The sequence below is a fragment of the Micromonospora sp. WMMA1947 genome (genome assembly GCF_027497355.1).
In the GTDB taxonomy this organism is placed as follows: domain Bacteria; phylum Actinomycetota; class Actinomycetes; order Mycobacteriales; family Micromonosporaceae; genus Micromonospora.
In genome coordinates this window covers 4,862,122-4,875,572 of the sequence record NZ_CP114909.1, presented here as the reverse complement: position 1 = coordinate 4,875,572, position 13,451 = coordinate 4,862,122, and the positions used below count along the sequence as shown (strand labels likewise).

Annotated in this window: 14 protein-coding genes and 1 riboswitch; of the genes, 11 read left to right on the top strand and 3 right to left on the bottom strand. The window is 72.8% G+C overall.

The features are described from left to right. Nucleotides 1-117: 117 nt before the first annotated feature. Nucleotides 118-567: a YbaB/EbfC family nucleoid-associated protein gene (locus O7604_RS22975; RefSeq protein ID WP_269705842.1), complete on the bottom strand. Its 450-nt coding sequence runs from the start codon at nt 565-567 to the stop codon at nt 118-120. 183 nt (nt 568-750) lie between these two features. Then, entirely contained in the window at nt 751-1,428 is a 678-nt protein-coding gene (locus O7604_RS22970) for a transglycosylase family protein (RefSeq protein WP_281577728.1), read from the bottom strand. Beyond that, nucleotides 1,427-1,572: riboswitch (cyclic di-AMP (ydaO/yuaA leader) on the bottom strand. It overlaps the preceding gene by 2 nt. A gap of 170 nt (nt 1,573-1,742) precedes the next feature. Between O7604_RS22970 and O7604_RS22965 the strand changes: the two genes are divergently transcribed. Genes O7604_RS22965 through O7604_RS22955 form a run of 3 tightly spaced genes read left to right on the top strand, consistent with a single transcriptional unit; the run spans nt 1,743 to nt 4,558 of the window. Beyond that, entirely contained in the window at nt 1,743-3,305 is a 1,563-nt protein-coding gene (locus tag O7604_RS22965; protein ID WP_269705840.1) for an LLM class flavin-dependent oxidoreductase, read from the top strand. Between the two features lie 46 nt (nt 3,306-3,351). Continuing rightward, complete coding sequence (locus O7604_RS22960) at nt 3,352-3,828, top strand: helix-turn-helix domain-containing protein (RefSeq protein ID WP_269705839.1); 477 nt, start codon at nt 3,352-3,354, stop codon at nt 3,826-3,828. Between the two features lie 31 nt (nt 3,829-3,859). Further along, entirely contained in the window at nt 3,860-4,558 is a 699-nt protein-coding gene (locus tag O7604_RS22955; RefSeq protein ID WP_269705838.1) for an SDR family oxidoreductase, read from the top strand. Between the two features lie 65 nt (nt 4,559-4,623). Here O7604_RS22955 and htpG read toward each other — a convergent pair whose 3' ends face one another. Continuing rightward, complete coding sequence (gene htpG, locus O7604_RS22950; protein ID WP_269705837.1) at nt 4,624-6,516, bottom strand: molecular chaperone HtpG; 1,893 nt, start codon at nt 6,514-6,516, stop codon at nt 4,624-4,626. A 138-nt stretch (nt 6,517-6,654) separates the two neighbouring features. Here htpG and O7604_RS22945 point away from each other — a divergent pair, with 138 nt between their 5' ends. The 8 genes from O7604_RS22945 to O7604_RS22910 all read left to right on the top strand — a co-directional run bounded on the left by O7604_RS22945 (nt 6,655) and on the right by O7604_RS22910 (nt 13,180). Continuing rightward, nucleotides 6,655-7,386: a GntR family transcriptional regulator gene (locus O7604_RS22945; protein WP_281577727.1), complete on the top strand. Its 732-nt coding sequence runs from the start codon at nt 6,655-6,657 to the stop codon at nt 7,384-7,386. After that, nucleotides 7,383-8,210, top strand: a complete 828-nt coding sequence (locus O7604_RS22940) for a sterol desaturase family protein (protein WP_269705834.1) — start codon at nt 7,383-7,385, stop codon at nt 8,208-8,210. The genes O7604_RS22945 and O7604_RS22940 overlap by 4 nt, the downstream gene beginning before the upstream one ends. Beyond that, the gene (locus O7604_RS22935) at nt 8,207-8,875 is read left to right on the top strand and encodes a lysoplasmalogenase (RefSeq protein ID WP_281577725.1); all 669 of its coding nucleotides are present in this window, start codon (nt 8,207-8,209) and stop codon (nt 8,873-8,875) included. Before O7604_RS22940 ends, O7604_RS22935 begins: the two co-directional genes overlap by 4 nt. Further along, nucleotides 8,848-9,339 (top strand): SsrA-binding protein SmpB, encoded by a 492-nt coding sequence (smpB, locus tag O7604_RS22930; RefSeq protein ID WP_281577724.1) that lies wholly within the window; start codon nt 8,848-8,850, stop codon nt 9,337-9,339. Before O7604_RS22935 ends, smpB begins: the two co-directional genes overlap by 28 nt. Before the next feature lie 42 nt (nt 9,340-9,381). After that, a complete protein-coding gene (locus O7604_RS22925; protein WP_281577723.1) occupies nt 9,382-9,930 on the top strand; it encodes a DinB family protein in 549 nt (182 codons plus the stop codon). Between the two features lie 47 nt (nt 9,931-9,977). After that, on the top strand, nt 9,978-10,553 hold the full coding sequence (locus O7604_RS22920; RefSeq protein ID WP_281577722.1) for a helix-turn-helix domain-containing protein: 576 nt from the start codon (nt 9,978-9,980) through the stop codon (nt 10,551-10,553). After that, a complete protein-coding gene (locus O7604_RS22915; protein ID WP_281577721.1) occupies nt 10,550-11,830 on the top strand; it encodes an MFS transporter in 1,281 nt (426 codons plus the stop codon). Before O7604_RS22920 ends, O7604_RS22915 begins: the two co-directional genes overlap by 4 nt. 114 nt (nt 11,831-11,944) lie before the next feature. Next, on the top strand, nt 11,945-13,180 hold the full coding sequence (locus O7604_RS22910) for a family 16 glycosylhydrolase (protein ID WP_281577720.1): 1,236 nt from the start codon (nt 11,945-11,947) through the stop codon (nt 13,178-13,180). The last annotated feature ends 271 nt before the right edge of the window (nt 13,181-13,451 follow it).

Genomic DNA, 13,451 nt, shown 5'->3' with positions numbered 1-13,451 from the left:
GGCGTAGCGCGGCCGGTCGTCGTCCTCCCGGCGGCCGGCCGCCTCGTCGTCCCAGGCCGGGGCTACGTGCCGGGCCGGTGCTGCGCCTCGCCGCGCCCGGGGCGCGTGCGGCCGGGGTCAGGCCGGGCGCCCGGCCCGGGACGCGGTGCCGCGGTCGCGGTGGATCCGGGCGGCGGCCTCGTGCATCGCGCGGCCGAACAGCTCCGCCTGGTCACCCATGCTGCCGAGCCGGGCGGCGAGCGCGTCGGCGTCGGCCCGCGCCGACGCGCTGACCTGGGCGTCCAGCTCGGACAGGGCGGCGTTGGCGGCGGCGACGAGATGTCCGCAGAGGACGTCCAGGGGCTCGCCGGCCAGCTCCGGGTCGACCGTCACCGAATCCAGCCTGCCACCCTGGACGGCGACCGCGCGGACCCGGCCGCCGGCTGCCGTGCCCTCGGCGCGCAGCAGGTCGCCCGGCTCGCCGTCGGCGTGCGCCGAGGCCCGGGAGCGCATCGCCGTGAGAGCCTGCTGCGTGCGGGTCAGCAGCTCGTCGATGCTCGCGGCAGCCGAGAACGGGTCGTTGGTCATTTCCGCGCTTTCTTCACGTCTGAGCCGATCATCGTGACCCTAGCAACCGGCTCCGACGAATCGCGGTCAGCGGCCGTCATGGTCGGCGTCCCGGCGCCGCGAGCAGGCCGGACACCGGCGGCGCGGCGTGTCGCGGGCTGGCGAACGCCCGGCCGGGCGAACCGGCCGGGCGTCCGGAGCCGGTCAGCGCAGGCGCAGCCGCTGACCGGGGAAGATCAGGCCGGGGTCGTCGCCGACCACGGCCCGGTTGCGCTCGTGCAGGGCACGCCAGCCGCCGTTGACGCGCTGCGCCACGGCGATCTCCGACAGCGTGTCCCCGCGCCGCACCACGTACGTCTCGGCGCCTGGCGCAGGTTGCGGCGCCACCGTCGTCGCGGCGCGTTCCGGCCTCGCGGCGCGTTCCGGTGCGGCCTTGCGCGTGGTCGCCCGTTTCGGGGCCGCCTTCTTCGCGGCCGCCTTCTTCGGCGCCGCCTTCGGGGTGGCCCGCTCGGACCGGGTCGCCGCGCTCGCCGAGCCGCCCTTCTTGCCGCAGACCGGCCACGCGCCGATGCCCTGACCGCGCAGCACCTTCTCGGCGACGGCGATCTGCTCGGAGCGGCTGGCCAGGTCGGCGCGGGCGGCGTACTTCTGGCCGCCGTAGCCGTTCCAGGTGGCGCGGGAGAACTGGAGCCCGCCGTAGTAGCCGTTACCGGTGTTGATCTTCCAGTTGCCGCCGGATTCGCAGCGCGCAACCGCGTCCCAGTTGACGCCCGCGCTGGCCGGAGCGGCCGGGCCGAACAGGGTCGCGGCGCCGACGGCGACGCCGGCCGTCATCGCTGCGAGAGCGGTACGACGACCCCGGGTCGAGTATTCAGTTGCCATGTGGATTCCTCCACGCCGACGAGGTGAGCTGTCGGGTTCGGGCCGAGGAGCCCGGCCGCCGGTGGCGGCTTCACCCCGAGGTGACGGTGCACCGTGGAACGTGTGGTTCCCCCGCTCCCGCGCGAGGTTCGGTTACCGGGGCCGGCGGCGGGATTTGGCGTTTCCGGCCTGCGGTGTCCGCGTCTGCGGACGAAACCGACGCTAGGAGCGATTTGCGACAATAGTCCACTTCTTGTGATGCTCTTCACCCGGCCGGGCTACCACCTGTGGCGCTACCGTGGCAGGGCTGGACAAGATCACGGGAGGCGGGACCGATGACCGATCACGGACACGAGCTGACCTTCGGCGGCTTCATCACCCCCGCCGCCGGGCAGCCCGACCAGGTGGTGGCGCTCGCCCGCCTCTGCGAGCAGGTCGGGCTGGACCTGGTCACGTTCCAGGACCACCCGTACCAGCCCGGCTTCCTGGACACCTGGACGCTGATGTCCTACGTGGGCGCCGCCACCGAACGCGTCCGTCTGGCCGGAAACGTCCTCAACCTGCCGTTGCGCCAGCCGGTGGTGCTGGCCCGCAGCGTCGCCAGCCTGGACCTGCTCACCGGCGGCCGGGTCGAGCTCGGGCTCGGCGCGGGCGCGTTCTGGGACGCGATCGAGGCGGCGGGCGGGCGGCGCCTGTCCCCCGGTGCGGCCGTCGAGGCCCTCGACGAGGCGATCCGGGTGATCCGCGAGGTCTGGGACACCGGCAGTCGCGGCATGATCCGGGTCGACGGCGAGCACTACCGAGTGGTCGGCGCCAAGCGTGGCCCGGCGCCCGCGCACCCGGTGGGCATCTGGGTCGGCGCGTACAAGCCGCGCATGCTGCGCCTGGTCGGCCGCGCCGCGGACGGCTGGCTGCCGTCGCTGTCGTACCTGCCGAAGGGCCCCGACGAGCTGCCCGCCCTCAACGCGCTGGTCGACGAGGGCGCGGCGGCCGCCGGACGCGACCCGGCTGCGATCCGCCGCATGCTCAACGTGACCGGCACGTTCGCCCGCTCGTCGGCCGGTTTCCTGGCCGGGCCACCGGAGCAGTGGGTGGAGGAGCTGGCCGGGCTCACGCTGGAGCACGGCATCACCACGTTCATCCTCGGCAGCGACGAGCCGCGCGCGATCCAGATCTTCGGCCAGGAGGTGGCGCCCGCGGTCCGGGAGCTGGTCGCGGCCGAGCGCGCCGCGCCCACCGGCGGCACCCGCGCGGCGTCCGACGAGCAGACCGCCGCCGGCCTCCCGAGCACGCTCGGCGTCACCCCCACCCCCGACCCGGGGGTACGCCTGAGCGCGCGCCGCCCGTGGGACGAGTCCACCCGCCCGAGCGCCCCGCAGCCGCCGGCCGGACACGCCTACCCGGCCCGGGGACAGGCCGCCGGGCAGCACCTAGTGGACGTGCACGACCACCTGCGCCAGGAGCTGGCCCAGGTGCGGGACCTGCTGGAACAGGTCAAGCGGGGCAGTGTCTCGCCGGGCCGGGCGCGGGCCGCGCTGAACGAGATGACCATGCGGCAGAACAACTGGACGCTCGGGGCGTACTGCGCGGCGTACTGCACCATGGTCACCCAGCACCACGGGCTGGAGGACGCCTCGATCTTCCCGCACCTGCGCCGCTCCGAGGCCGGGCTGGCGGCGGTGCTGGACCGCCTCGAGGAGGAGCACGTGGTGATCCACGGGGTGGTGGAGAGCGTCGACCGGGCGCTCGTCGAGCTGGTCCGCCGGCCCGGCGACTTCACGCAGCTCCAGGAGGCGGTGGACCTGCTCACCGACACGCTGCTGTCGCACCTGTCGTACGAGGAGCACCAGATCGTCGAGCCGCTGGCCCGGCACGGCTTCTTCCCCGGCCAGCTGTGAGGTAGCTGACTTCTGTTTTCCTAAGTCAGTGGGTACCGTCGACGCCATGACGGACCTCCTTGCGCAGCGTGACTCCTGGTCCACCGCCAACTGCTCGATCGCCCGGGCGCTCGAGGTGATCGGCAACCGCACCACGCTGCTCCTGCTGCGGGAGGCGTCGTTCGGCACCCGCCGTTTCGACGACTTCGCCCGGCGGGTCGGCGTCAGCGAGCCCGTGGCCGCCACCCGCCTCAAGCAACTCGTCGCCGACGGGCTGCTCGACCGGCGTCCCTACCGCGAACCCGGGCAGCGCAGCCGCGACGAGTACGTGCTCACCGCGAAGGGCAGCGACCTGATCCCGGTGCTCGTCGCGCTGCGGCAGTGGGGCGACACGTACGCCGCCGACGAGGCGGGTCCGGCGGTACGGGTGGCCCACGACGAGTGCGGCGCGGCGGTGCACGCCCGGCTGCGCTGCGACGCCGGGCACGACGTACCGCCCGGTGAACTCGCCGTGCTGCCCGGTCCGGGCCTGCTGTCCGCCTGACCTCCCTTCCCACCACCTCTCGGAGCGAGACATGAAGATCGCTGGAAGCACCGCCCTGGTCACCGGCGCCAACCGCGGCTTCGGCCGGCACCTGGCCGCCGAACTCGTCGCGCGTGGCGCCACCGTCTGGGCCGGCGCGCGCAACCCGGACACCGTGGACCTGCCCGGCGTCACCCCGGCACGCCTCGACATCACCGACCCCGCGTCGGTGGCCGCCGCCGCGGAGCGGGCCGGTGACGTGACGCTGCTCGTCAACAACGCCGGCGTGAGCACCGGCACCGACCTGCTCGACGGCGACCTCGAAAAGATCCGGCTGGAGCTGGAGACGCACTACCTCGGCACACTGTCGGTGGTGCGGGCGTTCGCGCCCCGGATCGTGGCCAACGGCGGCGGCACGATCCTGAACGTCCTGTCCGCGCTGTCCTGGTTCACCTTCCCCGGCGTCGGCGCGTACGGCGCGGCGAAGGCCGCCGAGTGGTCGATGACGAACGCCCTGCGCGTGGAACTGGCCGGCCGTGGTGTCCGCGTCGCCGGCCTGCACGTGGGCTACATGGACACCGAGATGGCCGCCGCCGTCCCCGGCCCGAAGGCGCACCCGGCCGACGTCGCCCGGCTCGCGGCCGACGGCATCGAGTCCGACAGCTACGAGATCCTCGCCGACGACGTCGCCCGGCGGGTCCAGGCCGGACTGTCCGGCGGCGTGGCCGCGCTCTACCCCGCGCTCCCCTGAGCGCCACCTGTTAAAAGGGGGCCCCTCCTATCGCGTAGGCGACAAGAAGGGGCCCCTCCTTACGTCTAGAGGCCGCGGGCCAGGCGGTCGGCGAGGATGCGGGTGAACCGGGCCGGGTCGGCCAGCTCGCCGCCCTCGGCCAGCAGCGCCATGCCGTACAGCAGCTCGGCGGTCTCGGTCAGCGCGGCCGTGTCGCCGCCCTCGCCGTGCGCCTTGCGCAGGCCGGTGACCAGCGGGTGGGCGGGGTTCAGCTCCAGGATCCGCTTGACCTGCGGCACCTCCTGGCCCATCGCCCGGTACATCTTCTCCAGCGTCGGCGTCATGTCGTGCGCGTCGCCCACCACGCAGGCCGGTGACGTGGTCAGCCGGGTCGACAGGCGCACCTCCTTGACGCTGTCGGCGAGCGCGCCGCCGAGGAACGTGAGCAGCTCGGCGTACTCCTGCCGCTCGGCCTCGGCCTTCTCCTTCTCCTCCTCGGTCTCCAGGTCCACCTGCCCCTTGGCGACCGAGCGCAGCGTCTTCCCGTCGTACGCGCCGACGCGCTCGACCCACACCTCGTCCACCGGGTCGGTGAGGATCAGCACCTCGTAGCCCTTGGCGCGGAAGGCTTCCAGGTGCGGCGAGTTCTCGATGGTGGCCCGGTTCTCGCCGGTGGCGTAGTAGATCTCGCTCTGCCCGTCCTTCATCCGCTCCACGTACGCGCGCAGGGTGGTCGGCTCGGCCGGGTCGTGGGTGCTGGCGGCGCGGACCAGTTCCAGCAGCGTCTCGGTGTTGTCCGGGTCCTCCAGCAGCCCCTCCTTGACCACCGCGCCGAACTCGGTCCAGAACGTGCGGTACGACTCGGCGGACATGTCCTTGAGCGTGGCGAGGACCTTCTTGACCAGCCGGCGGCGCACCGCGCGGATCTGCCGGTCCTGCTGGAGGATCTCCCGGGAGATGTTCAGCGACAGGTCGTGCGCGTCCACCACGCCCTTGACGAAGCGCAGGTAGTTGGGCATCAGCGCGTCGCAGTCGTCCATGATGAACACGCGCTTGACGTAGAGCTGCACGCCGCGGCGGCCCTGCGGGGAGAACAGGTCGAGCGGGGCGTGCGAGGGCAGGAACAGCAGCGCCTCGTACTCGAAGGTGCCCTCGCCGCGCATGTGGATGGTTTCGAGTGGGTCGGCCCAGTCGTGCGCGACGTGCCGGTAGAACTCCTTGTACTCGGCCTCGTCGACCTCGTCCCGCGAGCGCGCCCAGAGCGCCTTCATCGAGTTGAGCGTCTGCTCCTCGCGGGTGGTGGCGCCGTCCTCGCCGGGCTTGTCGACTGTCATCCGGATCGGCCACGAGATGAAGTCGGAGTATCGCTTGACGATCTCCCGGATCGTCCACTCGGCGGTGTAGTCGTGCAGGTTGTCTTCGGTGTCGACCGGCTTGAGGTGCAGCGTGACCGAGGTGCCCTGGGGCGCGTCGGCGACCTCCTCGATCGAGTACGTGCCCTCCCCCGCGGACTCCCAGCGGGTGCCGCCGGACTGCCCGGCGCGGCGGGTCAGCAGCGTCACCTTGTCGGCGACCATGAACGTGGCGTAGAAGCCGACGCCGAACTGGCCGATCAGCTCCTGGGAGGCGGCGGCGTCGGACGACTCGCGCAGCTTGCGCAGCAGTTCGGCGGTGCCGGACTTGGCGATGGTGCCGATCAGGCGGACCACCTCGTCGCGGGTCATGCCGATGCCGTTGTCCCGCACGGTGAGCGTACGGGCGTCCTTGTCGGCCTCGATCTCGATGTGCAGGTCGGCGGTGTCGGCCGGCAGGTCCTTGTCGACGAGCGACTCCAGCCGCAGCTTGTCCAGCGCGTCGGACGCGTTCGAGATCAGTTCGCGCAGGAAGACGTCCTTGTTCGAGTAGATCGAGTGCACCATCAGCTGCAACAGCTGACGGGCCTCGGCCTGGAACTCCAGCGTCTCGACCCCGTCGCTCACACCGACTCCCTTCCCTCTGGCGGGTCCTACGGCGGAAAGGATACGAGGGGTGACCGCCGCGGTACGCACCGGCCGCCCCGGAATTCGACTGGTACAACCAGTTGACGGGTTGACGTGCGCGGGGCCACACTGCTGCGCATGACCTTCGATCCCGCGCCCCGCGTCTCGGTCTCCGACCACGTCTTCGGCCGGCTGCGCGACGCGATCGTCTCCGGCCGGTACGCGCCGGACGAGACGCTGCCCGGCGAACGGGAACTGGCCGGCGCGTTCGCGGTCAACCGGCACGCGGTCCGGGAGGCGCTGCGCCGCCTGCAACAACTCGGCCTGGTCCGGGTCAGCCAGGGCGGCGCGACCCGGGTGCTCGACTGGCGGGTGCACGCCGGGCTGGACCTGGCGCTGTCCCTGGCCCGCTCCGGCGACGTACTCCCGGTCGAGACGCTGGTGCGCGACATGCTGGAGATGCGGGCCTGCGTCGGGATCGACGCGGCCCGGCTCTGCGCGGAGCGCGGCGACGCGGCGGTCGTCGCCGCCGTGGTCCGGGCCGCCGAGGAGTACGGCGACCTGGCCCCCGACCTGGACCTGATGAACGAGGCGAACATCGCCATCTGGCGGCTGGTCGTGCGCGGCAGCGGCAACACCGCCTACCAGCTCGCCTTCAACAGCCTGGTGGCCGGCACCTTCGCGGTCGGCGACGTCCCTCCGGACGCCCGCGCGGCCGAACTGCTGGACGTCGCCGGGCACCGCCGTCTCGCCGCCTCGATCGCCTCCGGTCAGGGCGCGGCGGCGGCCCGGCACGCCCGGGAGCTGCTGACCGCGCCGGTCACCCCCACCCCCACCCCCACCACCCCCGGAAGGGTAGCGCGCGCATGATCCCCGCCGTGCTGTACGCCGTCCCGGCGTTCCTGCTCCTGATCGTCATCGAGGCGGTCTCCTACCGCTTCCTGCCCGACGACGACGAACGCGGCTACGAGCTGCGCGACACCACCACGAGTCTGTCGATGGGCCTGGGCAGCCAGATCATCGGCTTCCCGTGGAAGCTGCTCACCGTCGGCCTGTTCGCGGCGGCGTGGACCGTGGCGCCGGTGCAGCTGTCCCCCGGCGACTGGTGGACCTGGGTGATCCTGTTCTTCGCCGACGACCTGGCCTACTACTGGTTCCACCGCTCGCACCACGAGGTACGCGTGCTCTGGGCCAGCCACGTCGTGCACCACAGCAGCGTCTACTACAACTTCTCGACCGCGTTGCGGCAGAGCTGGACGCCGATGACCTCGCTGCCGTTCTGGCTGGCGCTGGCGCTGCTCGGCATCCCGCCGTGGATGATCTTCCTGCAGCAGTCGGTCAGCCTGCTCTACCAGTTCTTCCTGCACACCGAGCGGATCAAGGTGCTGCCCCGGCCGATCGAGTGGATCTTCAACACGCCGTCGCACCACCGGGTGCACCACGGCTCGAACACCGAGTACCTGGACCGCAACTACGGCGGCATCCTGATCATCTGGGACCGGCTGTTCGGCACGTTCGAGCCGGAGCGGGCCACCGCGCGCTACGGGCTGACCACGAACATCGGCACCTACAACCCGCTGCGAGTGGCCACCCACGAGTTCGCCGCGATCTGGTCCGACGTACGCCGGGCACGCTCCTGGCGGCACCGCCTCGGTTACCTGTTCGGCCGTCCCGGCTGGCAGCCGGTCCGATGAGGCGGCTGCTGCCCCTGTTCGGGCTGGTCGCCGCCGTCGAACTGGTCGGCGTCGCGCTCGACTCGACGGTGCTCCAGTGGCTGGCCAAGCCGCTGCTCGCGCCGGTGCTGCTGGCGTACCTCTGGGCGCACCGGCGCCGCATCGACGCGGTGGCGGTCGGCCTGGTCGCCGCCACCGCGGGCGACGTCGCCCTGCTGCTGCCGGGCGACACCGCGTTCCTCGCCGGCATGGGGTTCTTCCTGGTCACCCAGGTCGCGTTCATCACCGCCTTCGCGCGGCACCGGCGCGCGCCGGTCGTGGCGTGGGCCGGTTACCTGCTCGCCTGGGCGGGCGCGAACGCGCTGCTGTGGGGCATGCTCGGGCCGCTGCGGCTGCCGGTGCTCGGCTACAGCCTGGCGCTGTGCCTGATGGCCGCCGCCGCCACCGGGGTGTCGGCGCGGGTCGCCGCGGGCGGCGCGTTCTTCCTCGTCTCCGACCTGCTCATCGGCGTGGGCGCGGCCGGAATCGAGCTGCCCGGGCGGGGCCTGCTGGTGATGACCACCTACTGCGCGGCGCTGCTGCTGATCACCACCGGCTGGGTGACCGCAACCCGCCCGGCGACCGGCCCCGAGTCGCCGCCCGCAGGTACCCTGCTCGCGTGGCCAGGGAGAACGGGCGCAAGCTGATCGCCTCGAACAAGAAGGCGCGGCACGACTACGACATCCTCAAGACGTACGAGGCGGGCATCGTGCTCGCCGGCACCGAGGTGAAGTCGCTGCGCGAAGGGCGGGTGTCGCTTGTCGACGCGTTCGCCCAGGAGCGCGACGGCGAGATCATGCTGTACGGCCTGCACATCGCCGAGTACGGCTTCGGCACCTGGACCAACCACGCGCCCCGGCGCACCCGCAAGCTGCTGCTGCACCGGGTGGAGATCGCCCGCATCCTGGAGAAGCTGCGCGACGGCGGCATCACGCTGGTGCCGCTGTCGATGTACTTCGCCGACGGCTGGGCCAAGGTGGAGCTGGGCCTGGCCCGCGGCCGCCGGTCGTACGACAAGCGCCAGGCGCTCGCCGAGCGGGACGCGAGGAAGGAGATCGCCCGGGAGATGGGCCGCCGCCTCAAGGGCCGTACGCCGGCGCGGCGGGACTGAGCGCGCCGTTTTCTGTCCCAGGCCGGTGGCACGCTGAGGCGCATGACCGATCTGACCTGGAACCCGCTGCTCCGCGAACAGCTCACCTGGCACTGGACCTACCAGTTGCGCGACCGCCTCGCCGGGCTCACCGACGCCGAATACCTCTGGGAGCCGGTCCCCCGCTGCTGGAGCCTGCGACCACGCGCCGACGGCGGCACGCCGACGATCGACTTCGCGATGCCGCAGCCGGACCCGCCGCCGTTCACCACCATCGCGTGGCGGCTCGCGCACGTCATCGTCGGCGTGCTGGCCATGCGCAACGCGTCGCACTTCGGCCGCGCGCCGACCGACTACGCCTCGTTCCCCTACTCCCCCACCGCGGCCGGCGCGCTGGCCCAGCTCGACGAGGAGTACGCCGCCTGGACGGCGGGGGTCGAGGCGCTCGGCGAGGACGGCCTGGGCCGCCCCTGCGGCCCGGCGGAGGGGCCGTTCGCGGACGTCCCGATGGCCACGCTCGTGCTGCACATCAACCGGGAGGTGATCCACCACCTGTCCGAGGTGTGCCTGCTGCGTGACCTGTACCGCCACACGCCGGAGGCCGCACGGTAAATACAAGGTTTCTTGTACATCATCTGTTGTAGGTCTAGTCTGTCGATATGACGGACGGAACCGCCAACCGGCGCGTGAGCGACCCGCGAGCCATGCGGGCGCTGGCCCACCCCACCCGGCTACGACTGCTCGGCGAGCTGCGCCTGCGCGGCCCGCAGACGGTCGGCATGCTCAGCGAGCGCACCGGCGAGGCGGTGGGTTCGGTCAGCTACCACGTCGGCAAGCTGGCCGAGCACGGCTTCGTGACCGAGGCCCCCGACCTGGCCCGGGACCGGCGCGAGCGGTGGTGGCGGGCCGCGCACGCCACCACCGACTGGGATCCGCTCGAACTGCTCGACGACCCGGAGCGCCGGCTCGCCGGCAACCTGCTGCGCCAGGCCGCCATGCAGCGCTACGTGGACCGCTACCAGGCGTACCTGGAGTCCGAGGCGAGCCTCGACCCGGCCTGGGTACGCGGCACGACCAGCAGCGACATCGTGCTGCGCCTGACGCCGGAGGAACTGGTCGAGCTGCGCGACGAGCTGTCCGCGCTGGGCCGGCGCTGGCAGGAGCGCGGCGCACCCGGCCGGGCCGGCGCCGAGATGGTCACGCTGATCTGGCAGGCGTACCGGGGGCCGCAGTGACCCGCGACCGCCGGCCGCTGGCCGGACTGCTGATCGGGCACGCCGTCTCACTGACCGGCAACGTGCTCACGCTCATCGCGCTGCCGCTCTACGTGCTGGCCGAGACCGGCTCACCGGCGGCCACCGGACTGGCCGGAGCGTTCGCCACCGCGCCCGTGGTGCTCGGCGGCGCGTTCGGCGGCGTGCTCGTCGACCGGATCGGCTACCGGCGCTCCAGCGTGCTCGCCGACGTGGTCTCCGGCGTGACCATCGCCGCCGTACCCCTGTTGCACGCCACCGTCGGCCTGCCGTTCCCGGCGCTGCTGGCCCTGGTCTTCGTCAGCGGCCTGCTGGACACACCCGGGCAGACCGCGCGCACGGCGTTGCTCCCGGAGGCCGCGGCGGCGGCCGGGGTGCCGATCGAGCGGGCGGTCGGCTGGGCCGAGGCGACCTCGCGCGGCGCCCGGATGATCGGCGCGCCGGTGGCCGGCCTGCTCGTCGGCGTGCTCGGCGCGCTGCCGGTGCTGGCGGTGGACGCGGTGACGTTCGCCGTGTCAGCGCTCGTCGTGGCGCTGCTGGTGCCACGCCGCCTGAGCCCCTCCGGCGAGGAGAGCGAGCCGGAGGCCGGCGGCTACTGGCAGCAGTTCGCCGCCGGGCTGCGCTTCCTGGTCCGCGAGCCGCTGCTGCGCGCCATGGTCCTGCTGGTGCTGGTGACGAACCTGTTCGACGCGGCCAAGAGCCAGGTGCTGCTGCCGGTGGTCGCCGACCGGGAACTCGGCGGCCCGGCCGCGTTCGGCCTGCTGGTCGGCGTCATGGGTGGTGGCGCGCTGGTCGGCTCGCTGGTGTTCAGCGCGATCGGGCACCGGCTGCCCCGCCGGGCCACGTTCGTCACCGCGTATGTGTTGTGCGGCGCGCCGCCACTGTGGGCGCTCGCCGCCGCACCGCCGCTGCCGGTGGTGGTCGCCGTGGTCGCGGTCGCCGGGCTGGCCGCCGGCTCGCTCAACCCGCTGATGGGCGCCGTCGAGCTGGAGCGGGTGCCGCCCGCGATGCGGGCCCGGGTGTACGGCGTGATCGGCGCGGGCGCGTGGGCGGCCATGCCGGCCGGCGCGGTCGGCGCGGGAATCGCCGCCGACCGGTTCGGCCCGACGTCCACGCTCGTCGTGATGGGCGCGTGCTACCTGCTGGTGGTGCTGACGCCGCTGCTGGGCGGCCCGTGGCGGGACATGCGCCGGCCCACAGTGGTGCGGCAGCGCGAGCCGGAGCCGACGTCGGAGCGCCAGCGGGAAACGCTCTCTTGACATCGACCGACTTCGTTCATACCTTCATCGAAGTCTATTTGTATGGTTTGTTAACCGTTAGGCGGGGCCGGCCGCCGTGACGGTGACAGCCACCACCCCCGCAGGAGGCGCCCCGTGCGCACCATCCGTACCCTCGCCGCCCTGGCGGCGACGGCGGTCGGCCTCACCGCCGCCCTCGCCGCCGTCCCCCACTCCCCCGCGATCGCCGCCCCCGGCGCGGTCACCTGGTCCGACGACTTCAACGGCCCGGCCGGCGCCGCCCCCGACGCGAGCAAGTGGCGTTACGACATCGGTGGCGGCGGCTGGGGCAACAACGAACTGCAGTACTACACGAACAGCACCCGCAACGCCGCGCTCGACGGCAACGGCAACCTGGTCATCACCGCCCGCCGGGAGAACCCGTCCGGCTACTCCTGCTGGTACGGCAGCTGCCAGTACACCTCGGCCCGGCTGCTCACCAACGGCACGTTCGCCCAGGCGTACGGGCGGTTCGAGGCGCGCATCAAGGTGCCGCGTGGACAGGGACTGTGGCCGGCGTTCTGGATGCTGGGCAACGACATCGGCACGAACCCGTGGCCCGGCAGCGGCGAGATCGACATCATGGAGAACGTCGGCTACGCGCCGTCGACCGTCTGGGGCACGCTGCACGGCCCCGGCTACTCCGGCGGCAACAGCGTCGGCGCGTCCACCTCGCTGCCCGGCGGGCAGGCGCTCGCCGACACCTTCCACACGTTCGGTGTGGACTGGGCGCCGGACTCGATCACCTGGTACCTCGACGGCGTGGCGTACTCCCGCAAGACCCCCGCCGACCTGGGCGGCAACCGCTGGGTCTTCGACCACCCCTTCTTCATGATCATGAACGTGGCGGTCGGTGGCAACTGGCCCGGTTCGCCGGACGGCAGCACCACGTTCCCGCAGACCATGACCATCGACTACGTCCGGGTGCAGGCGTGGGACAACGGCGGCGGGGGCACCGGCGGCCAGATCATCGGGTACGGCACCAAGTGCGTCGACGTGGCCAGCGCCGGCACCGCCAACGGCACGCCCGTGCAGCTGTGGACCTGCAACGGCACCGCCGCCCAGCGCTGGACCTGGAACGCCGACGGCTCGGTACGCGCGCTCGGCAAGTGCCTCGACGTGGCCGCCGGGTCGACGGCGAGCGGCGCCAAGGTGCAGCTCTACGACTGCAACGGCACCGGCGCGCAGAAGTGGGTGTTCAGCGCGGCCGGGGACATCGTCAACCCCCAGGCGAACAAGTGCCTGGACGCGACGGGTACCAGCTCGGCCGACGGCACCCGGCTGCAGATCTGGGACTGCACCGGCGCCGCCAACCAGAAGTGGCGCCGCTGACCAGCGCCCCGGCCCGGGGCGGGCGGCACAAACCGCCCGCCCCGGCCACCCCCACCCCCCGCACCCGCACCCGCACCCGCACCCGCACCCGTGATCTTGCACTTTAGGCCCGGGCCGCGCCCCGAATGCCCCGTTCGCCCGGGCACAAAGCGCAAGATCGCGGGCAGGGGTGCGGCCGACCCACCGGCCCCCTGCGCGGCGACCTGCCCGGCCACCGGTATCGGCCAGAGGCGTCCGGATTCCAGGATTCGCGGACCACATCCCGGAAACC

What these genes read in the sequence shown, in the direction of transcription:
- O7604_RS22975 (WP_269705842.1), bottom strand. Translation starts at nt 567, where the DNA reads ATGACCAACGACCCGTTCTCGGCTGCCGCGAGCATCGACGAGCTGCTG.
- O7604_RS22970 (WP_281577728.1), bottom strand. Translation starts at nt 1,428, where the DNA reads ATGGCAACTGAATACTCGACCCGGGGTCGTCGTACCGCTCTCGCAGCG.
- O7604_RS22965 (WP_269705840.1), top strand. Translation starts at nt 1,743, where the DNA reads ATGACCGATCACGGACACGAGCTGACCTTCGGCGGCTTCATCACCCCC.
- O7604_RS22960 (WP_269705839.1), top strand. Translation starts at nt 3,352, where the DNA reads ATGACGGACCTCCTTGCGCAGCGTGACTCCTGGTCCACCGCCAACTGC.
- O7604_RS22955 (WP_269705838.1), top strand. Translation starts at nt 3,860, where the DNA reads ATGAAGATCGCTGGAAGCACCGCCCTGGTCACCGGCGCCAACCGCGGC.
- O7604_RS22945 (WP_281577727.1), top strand. Translation starts at nt 6,655, where the DNA reads ATGACCTTCGATCCCGCGCCCCGCGTCTCGGTCTCCGACCACGTCTTC.
- O7604_RS22940 (WP_269705834.1), top strand. Translation starts at nt 7,383, where the DNA reads ATGATCCCCGCCGTGCTGTACGCCGTCCCGGCGTTCCTGCTCCTGATC.
- O7604_RS22935 (WP_281577725.1), top strand. Translation starts at nt 8,207, where the DNA reads ATGAGGCGGCTGCTGCCCCTGTTCGGGCTGGTCGCCGCCGTCGAACTG.
- O7604_RS22925 (WP_281577723.1), top strand. Translation starts at nt 9,382, where the DNA reads ATGACCGATCTGACCTGGAACCCGCTGCTCCGCGAACAGCTCACCTGG.
- O7604_RS22920 (WP_281577722.1), top strand. Translation starts at nt 9,978, where the DNA reads ATGACGGACGGAACCGCCAACCGGCGCGTGAGCGACCCGCGAGCCATG.